This is a genomic window from Shimazuella kribbensis DSM 45090 (genome assembly GCF_000428065.1).
GTDB lineage: Bacteria > Bacillota > Bacilli > Thermoactinomycetales > Thermoactinomycetaceae > Shimazuella > Shimazuella kribbensis.
Window position 1 is genome coordinate 1 of the sequence record NZ_ATZF01000023.1, and the last position, 17,098, is coordinate 17,098.

The 17,098-nt window shown below is 39.5% G+C and carries 13 protein-coding genes and 2 pseudogenes; 6 read left to right on the forward strand and 9 right to left on the reverse strand.

The genetic code is table 11. The annotated features are described in order from the left end of the window. The 5 genes from A3GQ_RS0119730 to A3GQ_RS25060 form a co-directional block, all read right to left on the reverse strand. Window positions 1–2,606: Tn3 family transposase (locus A3GQ_RS0119730; RefSeq protein WP_028778526.1), on the reverse strand; the 2,606-nt coding region annotated here is incomplete at its 3' end. Between the two features lie 12 nt (window positions 2,607–2,618). Further along, window positions 2,619–3,170 (reverse strand): recombinase family protein, encoded by a 552-nt coding sequence (locus tag A3GQ_RS0119735; protein WP_028778527.1) that lies wholly within the window; start codon window positions 3,168–3,170, stop codon window positions 2,619–2,621. A 427-nt stretch (window positions 3,171–3,597) separates the two neighbouring features. After that, window positions 3,598–4,221, reverse strand: a complete 624-nt coding sequence (locus A3GQ_RS0119740; protein ID WP_028778528.1) for a TetR family transcriptional regulator — start codon at window positions 4,219–4,221, stop codon at window positions 3,598–3,600. Window positions 4,222–4,239: 18 nt separating this feature from the next. Then, window positions 4,240–4,938: a YqeB family protein gene (locus A3GQ_RS0119745; RefSeq protein ID WP_028778529.1), complete on the reverse strand. Its 699-nt coding sequence runs from the start codon at window positions 4,936–4,938 to the stop codon at window positions 4,240–4,242. Between the two features lie 38 nt (window positions 4,939–4,976). Next, entirely contained in the window at window positions 4,977–5,999 is a 1,023-nt protein-coding gene (locus tag A3GQ_RS25060; protein ID WP_051272150.1) for a hypothetical protein, read from the reverse strand. Window positions 6,000–6,658: 659 nt separating this feature from the next. On the opposite strand from A3GQ_RS25060, the gene A3GQ_RS0119755 reads away from it, so the two are divergent. Then, the gene (locus A3GQ_RS0119755) at window positions 6,659–6,853 is read left to right on the forward strand and encodes a hypothetical protein (RefSeq protein ID WP_169818315.1); all 195 of its coding nucleotides are present in this window, start codon (window positions 6,659–6,661) and stop codon (window positions 6,851–6,853) included. A 285-nt stretch (window positions 6,854–7,138) separates the two neighbouring features. Here the strand turns inward: A3GQ_RS0119755 and A3GQ_RS0119760 are convergent, their stop codons facing one another. The 3 genes and pseudogenes from A3GQ_RS0119760 to A3GQ_RS26410 form a co-directional block, all read right to left on the reverse strand. Continuing rightward, complete coding sequence (locus A3GQ_RS0119760) at window positions 7,139–7,933, reverse strand: alpha/beta hydrolase (protein WP_028778531.1); 795 nt, start codon at window positions 7,931–7,933, stop codon at window positions 7,139–7,141. A gap of 185 nt (window positions 7,934–8,118) precedes the next feature. Further along, window positions 8,119–11,057, reverse strand: a pseudogene (locus A3GQ_RS28550) (Tn3 family transposase). Window positions 11,058–11,103: 46 nt separating this feature from the next. Beyond that, window positions 11,104–11,235 (reverse strand): annotated as a pseudogene (locus A3GQ_RS26410) (helix-turn-helix domain-containing protein); the annotation flags it as partial. Between the two features lie 502 nt (window positions 11,236–11,737). On the opposite strand from A3GQ_RS26410, the gene A3GQ_RS0119775 reads away from it, so the two are divergent. The 4 genes from A3GQ_RS0119775 to A3GQ_RS27385 all read left to right on the forward strand — a co-directional run bounded on the left by A3GQ_RS0119775 (window position 11,738) and on the right by A3GQ_RS27385 (window position 15,678). Next, the gene (locus tag A3GQ_RS0119775) at window positions 11,738–12,238 is read left to right on the forward strand and encodes an RNA polymerase sigma factor (RefSeq protein WP_028778532.1); all 501 of its coding nucleotides are present in this window, start codon (window positions 11,738–11,740) and stop codon (window positions 12,236–12,238) included. Further along, window positions 12,231–12,722 carry a hypothetical protein gene (locus A3GQ_RS0119780; protein ID WP_028778533.1) on the forward strand — a complete coding sequence of 164 codons (492 nt, stop codon included), beginning with the start codon at window positions 12,231–12,233 and terminating at the stop codon, window positions 12,720–12,722. Before A3GQ_RS0119775 ends, A3GQ_RS0119780 begins: the two co-directional genes overlap by 8 nt. Window positions 12,723–13,756: 1,034 nt before the next feature. Beyond that, on the forward strand, window positions 13,757–14,170 hold the full coding sequence (locus A3GQ_RS0119795) for a hypothetical protein (protein ID WP_028778534.1): 414 nt from the start codon (window positions 13,757–13,759) through the stop codon (window positions 14,168–14,170). Window positions 14,171–15,513: 1,343 nt separating this feature from the next. Beyond that, window positions 15,514–15,678, forward strand: coding sequence for a hypothetical protein (locus tag A3GQ_RS27385; RefSeq protein ID WP_156877831.1), 165 nt, complete (start codon window positions 15,514–15,516; stop codon window positions 15,676–15,678). A 141-nt stretch (window positions 15,679–15,819) separates the two neighbouring features. Here the strand turns inward: A3GQ_RS27385 and A3GQ_RS0119810 are convergent, their stop codons facing one another. After that, complete coding sequence (locus tag A3GQ_RS0119810) at window positions 15,820–16,065, reverse strand: hypothetical protein (protein ID WP_028778536.1); 246 nt, start codon at window positions 16,063–16,065, stop codon at window positions 15,820–15,822. Between the two features lie 230 nt (window positions 16,066–16,295). Here A3GQ_RS0119810 and A3GQ_RS0119815 point away from each other — a divergent pair, with 230 nt between their 5' ends. Then, window positions 16,296–16,925 (forward strand): recombinase family protein, encoded by a 630-nt coding sequence (locus tag A3GQ_RS0119815; protein WP_028778537.1) that lies wholly within the window; start codon window positions 16,296–16,298, stop codon window positions 16,923–16,925. Window positions 16,926–17,098 lie beyond the last annotated feature (173 nt).

Here is a 17,098-nt window from a genome sequence, read left to right on the forward strand (position 1 = left end):
TGGATATCTGCAATGTATTGGAGCAAGAAAATGGTACGAATCACACGTCCTAGTTCCTGAAATGCCTGATAGAGTTTGTTTTTTTTGCTATAGTTCCCTAGCTTTCGTAACAACATGGCTGAAGATATTTTGCCATGTTTGATGGAGAGAACCACACGGAAAAGATCTTTCCAATGCAATTGGATTAAATCCCAATCGATCGCCTCGCTAAAGAGAGAGTCGATGTGTTTATACTTCGTTTCCGGGCTTGGACGAAAGAAGGTAAGTTTTTTGAAATTCCGAATTCGTGGCATGAGTTTGATACCTAAAAGATGAGATAGACCAAACACAGGTGTCGATTGCCCTTGCGTGTCTGCATGAAGAGTATTTGGTTGCACATCGGATTCATTTTTTAGTAAGCCATCCAATATATAAACGGCTTCCCATACCCCGCAAGGAATAAAATGACTGAACAAGGCGATGTAATTATCAGCCAGGTGATGGTAGGCAATTGCCCCATAGATTCCATAGCGAATATGATATTCGGCTAAGAGATTTTCTTCATAAATATTATAGGGAGTACCATCAGCAGCGGCGGATTTTCCTGTTCCCCACAGCGTAGGTAAATCAAATCCATGATGGTAATGGTTGATAAGGTCCTTCATTGCTTGATCAATCTTTTTTGCTGTGATATGCCTTTGATTGGTATAAGAGAGAACACTTCCGGTTACATCCTCCCGCATATGTCTAGCAGCTTGAACAGGTCCTAAATTACATCCGTACGCAAAAGTAGTTAAGATATACCGTTCACGGGGATTTTTTAGCTTTGGATCAGAGCCAGAGGCAGGACCAAAATGACGGGACCAATTTACCCAGTGTTCTACATTGCATAGAATATCCATTAGATTTCTTTCGGGAAGTCTTTCTTTAATCCTCTCCTCTAATTCTTTCAATGTCTTGTTATACGCCCGTTTCTTCACCTTCTTTAATATCAGTTTTCCTGCTTCGTTGATGCTAACATGTTCATTCTCTGGGAATTCGTTGTCTATTTTTTGGAAGACCTCGGCCATCCATGATTTCAATCCTTTTACAAAATCCACCTCATTCTCAGGAAAACCTAACTCTTGGCAGTATGCTGGGATTAAAGGCTCACATTCTTCCCAAGGAAGCAATTGCTCTCGATAGTCTGCATATGCTTCAGAATCTGGAACACAAACATCTCCTGATTTTAGTTCAGTAGCTATACAGGAGAAGACACAAGCTTCTAAGTGTCTGCGATGAAGGAGCCAACCACCAATCCTTTGTTTGACACGAATCATTCTTCGCCAATGATCATTGGCAAAAGAGAGATCCATTTCGTCGGGGAGCCAATCTGCCCGTTTGTGTTTATTTTCTTGAATATACGCAAGTGCATACAACAACGATTGAGCCTGAGAAGTAGAGGTGAATTGCAACAGATCAGCAAGCTTGAAAAGGGTTGATCGATTTTTCTTGTAATGGTTTTGAATGAAAGGATAGTAGTTATTTCCTTTTATCGAAGCAACGTTTTCACATTTCTCTAACAAGGTTTGAACATCCCCATAAGAAGTAATCGTTTCTTTCACTTTTTCATGATTGGTTTTCTCACTAGACATTGCTAGCAGAACATCATGAAAGATAGAAACCAAATCTTCTAGTTCGCTTTGCTTCTTCTCCTTCATGTCCTTATGATCTTGTTGACTAGATTTGTGTATAGCTCCCACCCGTTTTTGATACATTTCCGCCAACTGGTCTTTGGTTTTGATTTGAGCCTGATGAATAAGGCAAACAAGAAGGGTAATCCGCTTGGGTTCTGAGTAATCCTTTAATTCGGCTGCATCCAGTGATTTTGCTTCCGCTGCGTAATATTGAACCTTAGATGGCGCAATTCCTTTTAAAAATGGAGTCATACTGCCATGCGATTGAAGCCAACTATAATAATCAATGTGTTTTTGTAGTTTTTTTAACGTAGGCTTCTTGGGTAGTGTTTTCAAGCGATTATAGTCACTGTAATGTTGGTTTTCACTTTTTAGGAGTAGTTCGCTGAGCGTATCTATTTGTTCCTTGGATAACTGATCATATACTTGCTGAAATAATTCTTGATTGACTTTCCTTCGGATTTCACCTGCCAGCTCATCTAAAACACGAAAGCTCGGCAACTCACAGCGATTCTTAATCAGCTCTTCGATTGCGATATTAATCAGATCTGGCGGATGATCTTTCACCTTAGCTGCTTCGGTTAAAATATTGATCATAATGGGACGTGTTTCTTTTCCATTTGGGATAACTTGAAAATACGATCGAATCTTTTGCTGGTATTTACGAGTTACTCTAGAAGGCCCCATATCTACAGGTGTATCAGTAGGCAAGTTCAGGCAATCTCGAATATGTTCCATGATAACACAAGGGATATCGTGACTCTTTGGGAAGTATCCTAATTTTTGAAAAGTTTTCAGTAATACCATTGCTTTCAATAAGAATTTTGAACCTCGTGCAAAAGAATGCACAAAGTATGTTTCCTCTGAGGATGGAGTATAGATGTGTTGCAGTTCTTTTTTGGATAGATTTCGTTTAAATCTGGGATATGCTGTTCGCTCAATAGATGCCATAACAAACTCCCTTTATTTATGTAAATAGCGATATACAGTGGTACGAGAAATCTCCATCATTTCGGCTATATCCTTAATCGGAGTTCCGTTAGAAGCAAGCGTTTTGATCATTTCTTCTTCTTTCTTCCCAAATTTCGCTGGGCGACCACCTAACCTCCCTCTTGCACGTGCAGCAGCCCGACCAGCGTCTGTCCGCTCGCGAATCAGATTTCGCTCAAATTCTGCAAAAGAAGCAAATAAGTGAAACATCAGTTGTCCAGTTGCATTGGAACGATTCATCGTAATATTTTCTTGAAGACTATGAAAACTAATACCGCTTTCGTTCAGATCATTAACTACTTGGATTAAATGGTGCATGGTTCGTCCTAAGCGATCCAAACGCCATACCACTAGGGTATCCCCAGAACGAACATATTGAAGGGCTTCATTTAATCCTCTTCGTTTATCTGTCACCCCGCTTACTTTATCTTGAAAGATCTGTTCACAACCATATGCCTTTAGCGCATCCAATTGAAGATCTAGATTTTGATCTACCGTAGAGACACGAGCATATCCTACTTTCATCCTGTTCCTTCTCTCTTGTGTAAAATAACTTAAATAGGTATATCAATCTGAACATACATAACTTTACACGGTTTGTGAACACAAAAAAAGAAAGATTTTGTTAATCTTTCTTTCCTGCTCAGCGTGTACAGAAAGTTGTATCTTTCTGTACACGTAATGAAGGTGTTTAATAGAAAAACACACAAACATAGATGTTTATATGTCCAGAACGACCCTTCATTTCTCGATTCGTAACTGTTATGAATTGCTTTTTCATAAGTGGTCCAAAAGAGAAGTAATTCTTGACGTATTCCTACCATTTTTCTTATCAATAAAATTCGGTAAAAACTCTACTGTTGGATTTATCCTTAGGGATTAAAAGCGACGATCAAATGATCACCGCTTTTAATCTTGAATTTTTTTAGTAATCAATCCATCATATTTTTAATTAGCATTTGTTCACAATTGCTCTATCAAACAATCTTATAAGCTCCATACTGTACAATTCTAGGCCAACCTTACTATTTAGTTTTCCATTGAATAAATACTCGTCAATCGATCCTTGGATTGCGCTTGCCATCACGCTAACATGGAACTTGCAGAATACTTCTTTTGACTGTCCTTCATACAAGATTTGTTGTAATTCGTTTGAAAGAGGATCATCTTCATCATCGTTCAGTTTGTAATAGGGTACATTATCAGGTGTTCGGGCATGGAATACGATCTCAATCAGTGCTGTATTGTATGTAGACCGTTCACTATGATAAGTAATACTAGTTTTGATAAAAGCATGTAATTTATCACGGACCGTTGATATTGCTTGTGTTCTTTCCAATATGTAAGAAGTTTTATCTGTTATTAGTTGTAATAACGTAGCGTTCATCAAATCGTTTTTGTCTCGGAAATGATAAGAGATTAAAGCAGTGCTGACTTTGGCTCTCTTTGCGATCTGTGCCAAACTTGATTTGACGTAGCCAATTTCATTCAACGTGATTATAGCCGCTTCAATAATTTGTTTGCGTCTTGCTTCAGTAATGAAAGTAGATTTTTCATCTGCTTTTTCATTTCCCATTGTTTATCTTCCTTATTTTTATTCTATTTTTCTCCAATATTGAAGTGAACCTTTATCTCGGATAACAATTCCAAGCTTTTTCGCTTCCTGATGCAATACTTTAATGGATTCTTCCTCTTTCTTTTTCAATGCTTGTTCGCGAGCTTTCAAAAGAGCATGTAATATTGGAGACAATTCTGGGGTTTCTGGAACCCAAGGACGATAATCGGAATCATATGGATCACCTTGAGATGACCAGGAGAAACCATGCATGATGAATGCTTGTTCTACTTTATCAGAGGAAGAGTCATAATTCTCCCGCGCAAGCTCCACACCAGATTTCCCCAGTAAGACAAGTTTTTTATCTTCTAGAAAGATAGAAGTAATATCCGCAGTAGAAAAGATTTGAACAGTCTCTTTTATTTTTAAGTGTACTTCATCATTTGTAATAACGATAATAAGGGTGTCCCTAAATGCTGCTATAGTAAGCCATATTCCCCCAATCAAACCTAAAATTGCTGTTATAATGACAACCCATTTCTCTTCTATAGAGGCAATTAGTTTAATAGGTCCTTGAAAAGGAACCCATGGAAGCTGGTTAGCCCAATTCGCAATTACGGGAATGAAATATCCAAGAACGATTCCTATAATGGGAGGTACTGTCAATATGAGAACACGCTCCATTGGTGTTAGTCCGACGACTGTGCATTGGTTATCATACTGGAGAGATTTGGACATAAATATAAACTCCTTTTAAGTAACTTCGATTAATAAAATTAAATCGTACTTCTGTTTGTTTTGAATATTTCTTGATGCGTTTGTCTAACAGCAATAAGAAGCACAATTACTGCGCCACAAGCAAAAATTATATTTCCAATTCTATCAACTATTCCTGTATTGCCTACTAAAGTTGCACATAAAAAGCCACCCCAAGCATAAGTGAGCAGTGCCCCGCCTGCCAGAGAGAGACGATGTAGACCATTCCAATCCGAACAATTTGACCATTTTTTAACCAGGATGATCATCATTCCAATCAACATAATTTTAATCACAACACTCATCCAGTTCTCTCCAAGAACAAAGAACAAACTAGAGACAATGAATGCCACTACTCCAACTAACCACGTATTCGGTGCATGATGGTCGTTATGAGATCGTGGAGAGGGACGAATGGCAAAGGAAATACCAATTAAACTGATTATGATAACAATCGAGATGATGAATTGCATTGCTGAAGGCAAAAATTGTTCTGTCTCCCAATGATCCTTGAAGATTAGGAACGAACCTAATAGAAATAGTATCCCGACGAATAATAGACCGAGGTTACCTAGCCAAGGCGTCGTTCTTCGATTAGGTACAAAAGATTCCATAATAGCAATAGGTATACTAATACTCCATACAGCATGTCCAACACAAAAAGCTATGGTGTTTGAGATATCAATACCCAATACAGGAATGTAAGTTTCATTTTGAATATTGTGACCATCAAATGACATATTAAAAAGCGAATGGTCAAACAAAGCAGGCTCAGCTACTCCATAGGCTAGAGCAAGTAGCATAATAGTTGGCCATCCCCGCTTTGAACGGCGTGCAAATTCGCGGACAAGTAGTGCTCCCCCTCCGTACATTGGAGCTAAGACGATCAAACCCACGATATGTTTAATGGAGATATTACCAAGCAGATATTCTCCAACCAATGGAGCAAGAAAGAACAACCCAAGAGCAGGAGAAGTGCGCCACCAAATATTTCGGGTTTGTTTTTCTCTAAGCGTTGTTTGTACAGCAGGTGAATGATTCATAGCCTTTCCTCCATTAATTATAATATTTGATTTAGTTTATAAATTATTGATCAGTTGATCAAATTATAGACAGTATTATTTTCTATGTCAATGAATTTAAAGAGAATTCTTAGGAAGGTGACTATATAAGACCTTTCGTATTTTTTTACATTTTTTTCTATCTATCGTGCCGGATTTGGAGTTATCTCGGACTCACCCCTTGAGGGGCCACTTTGGGAAATATTCCTAGGCTATGTCCTATTTTTACACGTATCTTCCTAGGCCTAGAACCAGCATCCGTGTCACGAAGCGCGATTTGACCAGATAATGGTAATCGCTAGTTTCAAAGGGATAGGTAGTGTCACAAAAAGGGTCTATTTTTGATACGGAAGAAAATTCCATAACTACAACAAAACCACTATCACACAATTTATTGAATATTTTATTTGGAATCCAGACAACTGGATCCTGTCTTATTTAGTTCTGTTTGGAGACTTTACTAGAGCCTCCCGATTTGCATCCATCCTATCAAGGAAATTGTTCCCAAGTAGGACGAGGTTCTAGCAGTGAATAGGTAAGCAAAGAGAAAAGACACCTGTATTTTATTGCTCCTAAAGTCTAATGCTAATATAATGAGATGGTGGAGTAACAAGGCTTCACATAACCCTTTTGAGGTTGAAATGAGCAAGAAGAAAATTCAGGAAGCTTTGAAGAGCCCAACGGTTCACACAGTTGTTGCAGCTGCCAATGTTCCTGATGTGATTGCGGGTGCCCTTTGTGATTCCCCAGCTTTCATTGCAGCAGGCACCATCGGACTAGCTGGAGTTGCAGTTTCTGCAATCAAGAGGGCGAAAGATTCGAAGAAGGACGAGTAACTTCCTTCTCAACGGGCCGAAGTCATGTATGCGAATTCGTTTACATGGCTCCGGCCGCACATATTTTATTAGGGATTAGAACAGAGATGAGATGAAATCAAATCTAAGTACCTTTTATGTATTTTTCTATTTATTTCCTTGCTTTTTCTTAAACGTTTACATTTCCGCAACTTTTCAATTTAGCTGGTTGCACCAACTATAAAAAAGAATAACTGTTAGTATCCCCAAAGATGCTATATTCCATTGAAACGTTCGGCGGCCACCACTTGGGTAGCCGCATTAGTTTTACCTCCTGAACATTTTGGAAACTTCTTCGATAACCAGAGCCTCCACTTCGAAATAGATGCCATCTTTTTCGAAAGCGTGAGTCCCTTGAGGAATTGGACGGTAGGTTGCATCGAGTAAACGTGCAACCTGACGATTTCTCTCAACGGAAACGATCTCGTCTTTTTCACCTTGGATCATAACGATTTCGTTATGAAATGTCTCCTTCAGCTCTGACAACGCCAAAGAAGCGGCCATCCCCAGTTTTTTTAGCTGGATGACGAATGAACCAGGATACCTGTTGTACTCTACTTCTTGGTATCCCATTCCGTCTTTCACTCCTTGTCTCCAAGGGGTGAACCGTCCAAACCTAGCAAGGTAATGGACATACCAGTTTTCGATCGTGCTGAGCCTCAACTCAAAGGCTGGGTTTACGAATACCAGACCTTTGACGTCGACTCCTAGCTCCTGTAGCTTTAGAATCGACAACACAGAAATGGGTCCTCCCATGGATCCACCAACAAGGACAATTTCCTTCCCCTTGTCATGGAGGAAATGAACCCTTTGCACAATTTGATCTACCCAGTCTTGGTATGGAACTCCATGGAGATCATCTGGGGTCGTACCGTGTCCTTTAAGATTGAGGGCATCCAAGGAAATGCCTTGGTGCTCCAACCTCTCTTTTGCACCTCTATACATGTCTGGACCGAGCCCAGAAGCATGGATGGTTTCCACAACTTGTGTTGGGCCATCGATGGGTGCGTGGATTTCCCGGTTTAGGATTTCCTTTATTGGTTCAGAACCTGAAACTGACACGAGTTCTCCTGATGTTTGAGCAGGCAAACCTAATACCCACAGTTTATCATAGAAGTTTTAATAGTGAAGGAAATAAAAAACAACGCTAAGCAAAGACTTTATAAGTTTTTTCGTTCGTCCACTTCAGCAGTTTTTGTCGTGTTCTACTGAGTGGCTCGAAAAGGAACGAATCTTTTTCCGATCCCTTATAGAGCTAGTCGTTGATCCAGATCCATGCGAAATTCTCCGTATGGATTGATATGGTTGTAAATAAGAGGAGTGAGAGCCCGATAGTCTTCTGCTGCCATCTGATCCGCCCATTCTTTTTCTTGCAGGACATGTTGGATTTTGAGCGTGTTGATATAAACTAAGCAATTTTGCAGTAAATGAAGGCTAAGAATGGCTATTTCTTGCTCCTGAGGTTGATTTTTTTGGATTTCTCCCCCTTTCCCATAAAAGATAAAGTCCCCCCCTGAATGCCAGTTTTCTACGACATTAAGTCCAGCATGGACTTCGATTCGCACTTCTTCCACATGGAGGTATTCACATAAGAAGATGGTTTTCACCGCTTTCCCCAACTCCTGTAAGGCTTTATAGGTAGGATGAGAGCTGTTTTTTGAAAATTGCTTTAAGATGGCCTCTGTGTCTGCTACGTTTAATCGTAAAGCAGTTGTTTCATCATATTGCCTGCGAATTAAATCCCAATCAATGGGCTTTTGTACAAGAACAGGTTGTAAATGAGGATAATGGACTCCAGTCTTCGGTCTGTACAGTTTCTGGGAATGAATGTTTTTTAGTCGTGGCATGAGTTTAAAACCAAGCAGATAGCAAAAAGCAAAACCCACTTCACTTTGCCCATGTGTATCGACAAAGTTTCGGTCGACTTCTTTGTCGGTGTTATGATTCAGTAATCCATGAAGCATCGCAGCGACTTCAGAAGAATTGGGTGTATTGACGGACGAATGAATACACATGGACTTACCCTCCACATGCCAATAGACAGAGATTCCTGGTCCCCGTTGACGCGGGTTCCATTGGGTTCTTAGATTTTGATCATATGCTGCCACTCTTGTTGAATCGGATGCGCAAGAAGTTGTTCCTCTCCCCCAAATCTCTTCTCGTCGATCCGCTAAAATGGCATTTACGATGTGTTCAATCGCTGCCTTTACGTTATCTTTGTAGATAATTTTCGTTTGATGTATAGCAAGTCTTTATAGGTCACATCTGGATTGCCAGAAGAAACCCGTTTCAAGCCTGTGTTCGTTCCTAATCCGAAAAGACAAAGAAGTAACCGTTTTTGAATGGTTTTTCGATCCAGCCGCTCATAAGTAGCTAATGTTTGAAAGAGATCCGTAAAACCGACCCGCAAATCCGTTTCTTTCAAAATATCCGTGAGATTGGTCATCCACCATCGGTTAGCAATCTCCTGTTTGAGATAAGCTAAGCGTTTTGGTTCAGGTTGTACGTCACTATCCGCAACGGAGATCCACCCACCTCTGTATTCCGAAATCGATACCTTTTCGTTTTTAGGAAGCCCTTGATCGAGCATGGTTAACTTCTCATGCATCTCCTCTTGTAACTCCGTGATCTTTTCTTCTACATTCAAAGGAAGTTTTAATACAGCATAATGTTCTTCTCGTCGTTTCAAAAAGTCAGATGGAAGGTGATGGTCTGGATTTCGGTAACGATCTGCACCTGTTACCCAAATTTCGCGACATTTTAATTTATCTTTCAGAGCATGAAGGACACAAATTTCATAGTTCATTCGATTGATTTTCTCATTTCCTTTGGAATCGGTATCCATGACGTGCTCTCTCCATTTCACAGGGATGATATCTTTACTTGCAGGAACATCCTCATCAAGAGCATAATTAACGGAAGCAGAACCTGCATAGTTGCGAATCAACTAAATGGCTTCAATAAGAGGCTGATGATGTTGATTATTCGAACGAAAATCCAAGGTTTTTAGCAATTCTGTCACTGCTGATCGATATGAACTACTATAGGAGCTTCGTATTTTCCAATATACTTTTTCTTGATAGATCGACTTCTTATATTTCAATTCGGTAATGATGCTTTCTAAGGTGTTTGTGTCCACTACAGAAAATAGGATATCTTTTATAATTCCATCTGGATTCTGTAACGCTGCTTCTAATAAAGAGATCAGAATATCATTTTTGCTATGTACTTTCTTTACTTCCAGAATGAGGTCTTTCTTAACCTTTTTCTCTGCACGGGCATCAATCTTAAGGATCAGCGTGATTAAAAGTTCGATGAGGCTGTCCGTGATCTCCTTGATGCGAGACCAAAAGAGGGTGGCTAGTAGTGTATATCGAACTGCTGGTTGATGTCTACGCAACTCTCTTTTTTCTTCGGAAACAGCACGCAATCGATATCGTTTTAATATTTTGGGTGGGAGGGAGTGGAATAGATCCTCTGGAAGCTCCAGCATATGTAGCGTTTTCCACTTTTTAATCTCTAGAAGTAACGTATCTTTGCTTACTCGACCTGGTCCGAGTGTAATCTTGCGAAATGTGATTTTGTTTTTATCCTCTTTTTCCTCTCCTGTCTCTTCGTTCTCCATATCCACCCAAGATTCCATCAGTGCATTCATATGTGCGATGGAAGTAGGGGAGAGCTTTTGATAGGTATCTTGGTAAAATTGCTGTTCTTGATTCCAAAGGGCAGATTTGACCATTCGTTCGACCCGGTCATTGGTAGGAGGTTCTATTTTTCTACGCCTATATTCAGCATAGAAAGCTTCTTTTAAAGGTTCAAACTCCCCAGCATAGTCCCATACTTTCTCCTGCAACCAATGTGTGACCTCTGTTTCATCTTGAAGTGTTCCTTCACGAAATCCATATAATTTCCGAATCTCGTTCCGATGATTCGTCAAGGTTCTGGAACTCCAAGAATAGTGATCAAACATTGCTGAAGAAATTTTAAGTTGCTTAGCGATAAAATCAATCACTGTTTTTGGAATATCACTAGGTTTAGCTGGAAATCTGGCTTCATGCTGAAAAAACTTCATCAGAGCAGCAAAACCAAGTCTTGAATTAGAATACTTGTTTTCTACCAACTGTTTTTCAGGCTCGATTAAAGTGAAATGCTCGATCAGTTCATCTACTTCCCATTGTCTTTTCATGATGTATCCTCTCAGAAGATATTTAAATTTTCATCTGTTATCTTTGTTACTCTTGAATAACCTCTTGTTCATCTTTGGCTCTACGGTATAATGTCATCCTTGAAATTCCTGCTTTTTCAGCGGCTTCGGTGATGGTAGATCCTTGATCAACCAGATATAAAGCATATTTAATTTTTTCTGGCAAATTCCTCGAACGCCGGAAGGATATTTCGATCCAGAAGATGAAAAGAGCATATTTGGAAAGATATCTAAGTCATGAAGGAAGCGAATACCGCTTTGTAGAAGGATAGACCACAAAATAGTGGTAAGGTTGCAGTTCGGTTCGTAGGATCATTTTCATTATATGGTCTTTGTCTCTCAATCGATTTTTGCTGGTTATGGACCAAAAAAGCAGCAACCGACGAATCCATCCAAAGACAGATTCAATCGGTCGTTTTGCTCCACTACGGAGCTAGTCCCTAAGAGTGAACTATTTTACTGAATCGGTTCACAATCTGGGCAGTTTTCTCGAGGGATCGCATAAAATGTTCGCTCGCACGTATTACAGGTCTGCTTACGGTTCACCAAGCCTAACAAGAACAGTGAAAAATCGAATCACTGTTTTTTTGTGTTTTATTTTTATATTTTTTGTATACAAAATCACTTCTTGTTCGTCTAATAACTAGGAAGAGGAGATGGATATGCAACATGATCAATTTGAACAACTTTTAATCGAAAATGGAAAGTTCCTTTTTCGTTATCTGGTAAAGCTAGGGGCTAGCAGAAGTGATGCAGAGGATATCGTGCAGGATACCTTTTATCAAGTTTTACTTTCTTATCAGTCCATTCATCCAAGTAAATTGAAGTCATGGCTTTTTCAGGTAGCTATTAATCGATATTACGACTTTTGCCGTAAACGAAAAAGACAAGCACATATCCCACTGGAATCATTGAACCTGGTGGTCACTGAGGAGTTAATCGATGAAAAGTTGTTACGAAACGAAAAACAGACACAAATTCGCCAACAGTTACATCAATTAAAGCCTACCTACCAGACGGTATTGATTCTAAAATATGCCGTTCAATTATCGTATAAAGAGATAGCTAACATGTTAGGTGAAAAAGAAGAAAAAATAAAAACATGGCTCTATCGTGCGAGAAAGGAATTGAAGAGAAAATTGGAGGAAAACCAGAATGAATAATCAAGAAGTAACCAAGTTGTTAAAGAAAGCAAAACGAAAAAATCTTATTCGTACTGTAATCATTTCTGGTATCGTCTCGCTGGTTTTGATTATGGGATTTGGTTTTTATATGAAGAATTTCGTTGGCCCCACCATTACCGATTCCATGGATGTGCATATCACCTACCCAGGTGGGGGACGTGAAGCAGGGGAATTTATCGCAAAGGGTGATAAAGAAATAAAAGTAACAAGTATATGTTATGATAAACTGGGATCAGATCAGACGATAACCCTGTCACATATAGATAAAGGAATGTTTACTGCCGTAGCTCAAGCTACCATTAAATGTTCAAAAAATAGCAATAATCCCACAACCAATGTAACCCTATTTAACAATCAAAAGTTCCCTGGTGCGATTAAAAAGAATGGTCTATATTCACTTACGTATCTTAATAAACATTACCCATCGGATACAGATGTGGAAGTGGAAGTAGAAACGAAGTAGATCTAGAATAGCCTTGATTTATAATCATTTAGTCATCTTGTCTCTCCTATTCAGAAAGTAACCTTTGTACTAATGTTACAGGGTTGCTTTTTTCTCATTCCACCTTTTCGAGGCGTTGTGCAAAAACACCCTTGTTGGGCTTTCCATGTTCATTGGTAAATATTCCTAGGTTATGTCCTATTTTTACACGTATCTCCCTGGTACCCCTTTTGGTTGCCATACCCCCTAATGGTAGGGAATCGATTCAAATATCGAGGGGACTGTTTTGCAGTGTAAATAACTTTAACCACAATAATTTAAACCCCTAATATCTTAGACTTAACTTACAGATATTAAGGGTTTTTCTATAAGAATATATAATTTACGGTTCCCCATCATAGGCGCACGCTCAAAGCGCGCTGGCATAGAAGTACCTTCCTATGAGGGGACCCCTGACCCGATCAATGGCCAGACGTCGAGTATTTCCTACTCTTCGTCGTCCAACTGGATACCTTCGCCGTTGCGGGCGGTGTTCTGCGGGGGATTGGTGCGGTCGGCGAGCTTGAGACACAGCTGGCTATATGCCGTCCAGTGGCCGGAGGGGATGAACGATCCAGCCACGAGAAGTTCCTTGGCATTCTTGGCAGCTTCCCTGAGCCTCCGCGATCCAGTCCGTCTCCACGGGCTTCGCAGTCCTGTCCATAGTGATCCCCTTTCAGGGGTTGTAGGGTCAGATGGGTAGCTTATTGCTATATCAAATTATAATATGAACCTCCTTAAATTTAAATAAAGTTTCCGCTATTAATTCCTAGAGATTGTTTTTATAAGTTCGTCACATAGATTCCATTATATGGTTGCGTTACCCCTCAGTCGCCGGATGCTGGTTCAAGATCTAAAAGGGGTAATACCAGGTATGGAAAAGATGCTAGTATTAATAATAATATGCAGATAGTGAATGCAATTTATATCCTATAAAATCTCACAGACAGAAGAGATAGAAATGTATTAGGGTAAATGGAGATTCAATACATCCTAATGGAAAGGTGAGAGATAGTATGAGAAAAATCACAAAAACTTTGTTAGCCACTGCTCTTTTGGCAGGAGCTACTATTCCTGTGTTTACATCAATTCCAGATGTGAATGCTGCGGGAGGAACCCAGACGTTTTCCTATACCAAAAATGCAACAACTAAATCGTTTACAGCTACCGATAAACATATATCTATTTATACACATTGTAAAGGTGGTTCCACTCAGAAGATTTATTGGCAGGAACTAAAAAAGGGAAAATGGGTGACGGATAAGAGCGCGAGTGGAACGGTGAGTTGTTCGAAATCAAAAGAAATAGAGACTTATGGCGGAGCTCCATCAAAAAAAGGGCATCAATATCGTTTTTACTTTGTAAACCCAGGAAAATCCAAGATACATATGAGAGTTAACGTCACGTTCGAAGCAAATTCACCAGGTTAATTGTAAACCATGAAACTCGAAACCAAACTGAAAAATAAATAGTAAAGAGCAGCCACCAGAGATGGTGGTTTTGTTGTGTGTCCATGTACCAAAAAGGAACGAAAATGTTACACAGTAAAAAGTGAGTTCCGTGAACCCGAAAAATAAAGCTTCAACATGGGGGTCACTGCTGGCGAATAAGAAAGCATTTGAATATCCTTGTAGGTACTATGATCCAGAAAAAACGAGGTATCCACTACAGTGCCATGATGGGGATTATACGTACCAAATCTTATATAAAGATCCATATTCCGATAAGACCATGTACACACCAGAAACAACACTTATGCAACAAGTTCCAGCTGACCAAAGAGTACCTTGGGATAATATATTGCGGGGCGAGTATATTGCAAAAATATATTCAAACCTATGGAGATCCGAAGCAGAAGGATCCAAAATTCAATTGGAGTGATTTGATATCCACCACATCATTCCAAGGGAATATGGAGGAACAACCGACTATTTCCCTTAACGTGTAGGTAGTCGGTTAAATTGTGTCCAAAATATGTCTAAACGTGTGTTTTTCCCGAAATGGTACGGGGACCCCATTAGTAGATTGTGATTGTGGGGGACAGGGGATAGTTGAATATTCGACAGACGAGATGGAAAAGATAGCAATCTGTTTAAGATGTGATGAGGACATCCCTAAAGATGAATGTTGGTATGGTTGCGAAACGGGGTTTGATTTCCGTGTCGCTTTAGTGGATCAAGATGACAACGGCAATCATGTCCACCACACAGTATGTATGAAATGTTATAACAGGTTCCATAATCCTTATTCGTAATGTGAAAGCGGTCAATTTGATCGCTTTTTTTATTTATGTTGTGTTATTCGAACTCTACGTGGTCAAATCCGAAAAATATATCTTGATAATAGGAATTATCATAAATAAAATTTAAAGCCCGTCATAAGGATGTGAAGGGCTTATTTTTATATGTATGTGGGTTTGAATCATCTGATTATGTAGAATACTAAGAATTGTATGATGGAAAAGAAAGTAAAAGTGATATATTATTAAAATGACAATCACTATGACACCTAAAAACAAACATTGGGGTGTCAAGATTAGAAAAGAGTCATCATGGAAAGTTATGATAGCTGTTCGTGCAATTGTCCCCACTGTGGACCGAACAACTGCTGTGGTGTACCGAAGAACCATCACTAATCTCAATGGTTCATCATTCTACGGTCACGTAGAAAGTCGAGGCAGCAGCCAGTTGTCTCGACATCGAATATAAAGGAAATATATAGATGAGAGTCGTCATAGGACGGCTTTTTTATTTTGCACACAGGATTTGATCGAATGGTTCCAATACTCAAAAAAGGCGACCCAATTCAATTGAAAGATGGTCGCAGGGGTGTTGTATTCTACATCAATCGTAGGATTAAACGATATCAAGTGATGTTCAATAATGATTATGGGGAGCTCGTGCCATTTCATTATGCGAAAGAAAAAGCCGCCAATTGATTGTGGTTGTTTTTATGTATGTAAAAAGCAGTCCCTCCTGAAATGATACACTCTGAATGAATGTACAAATCAAGAGGGAAGAAGGAGCAGCAAAGCCTCGTATTGTGCGAATACACAAGAGTCCTAGCCGCTTCTCCTGTGTTAGATCACAGATTGCACCCCGAGAGCGATGACAAGGAACAGCATCACGAGGATGAGCGTGAACAGAACGCCGAAGAAGGCGAGCATGCCCATCTTAGCCCACTCCTTGCTACGCAGGGCTCGCTTCCACTCGTAGATGAAGTCCTCGATCATGCAACGAAGCAAGAAAGAGACTGCTCCGACGAAAGCGATCACCACCATAGCGATGATTGCGACACCGACGATGGCAATGGCATCCTTCAGCATGTTGAACTCTTTTCCGCTAGTATGATGAATCTGAACCGTATCATTAATGTTACTCCAATATCTGAAAAAAGCAAGATGCCATGTTTAAAAAGGTACTCCTTTACAAACGGATCGAAACACATAGGTATATCCGTTTATTTATCTATATAATACATCTTTAAAAACGTTTTTCTGAAAATTGATCTTTATAAACAATTATGATACTATTCAGATAAAGGGAGGGGTGTTTTGTGGGAATTCATTTTGGATATGTGAGAGTTTCGACAAAGGAACAAAATTTGGACAGGCAGTTCGTTGCGATCCAACCCTATGTGACTGCGGATAAATATATTTACAGCGACAAAGCAAGCGGAAAAGACATGGAGCGAGATGGATTTCAAAACATGTTGAAGGCGATGCGAGAAGGGGACACACTCTATGTAAAATCGATTGATCGACTTGGTCGCACGAAAGATGGGATTAAGCGGTATCTAGAGTATTTTAAAAAAGAAGGAATAAGAGTCAAAATTATTGACCTTCCTACTACCATGCAAGATGTTCCCGAAGGTCAAGACTGGGTAATTGATATGATTAATAATATTATCATCGAGGTCTATACTACTTTGGCTCAACAGGAAAGGGAAACGATTAAAATACGTCAAGCGGAAGGGATCGCGGTTGCAAAATCCAAAGGAAAACATCTAGGACGACCACAGATGAACATTGACACTTTGACAAAAGAGCAGAAACAAATTCTATCTGTCCATTATTCGCGATGGAAAAACAAAGAAATAACAGGAGTTGCATTTGCTACCTTGTTAGGATTAAAAAAGAATTCCTTTTATAAGATCATCAAAGAACATGAAACCAAATTATTCTAGAACGGCGTAGTGACAGGGTTACTGCGATAGACCGCAAAGTAGCCGAAACACCTTATATATCAATGTTTTCTGCTTTATGATTTTTGAAACATAATAGCAGTTATGTTTACTTAATGAGCCAAATCAGGTATCAAAATAGCCAATAAGTAAACATAATTTATTGATTTTGGTAT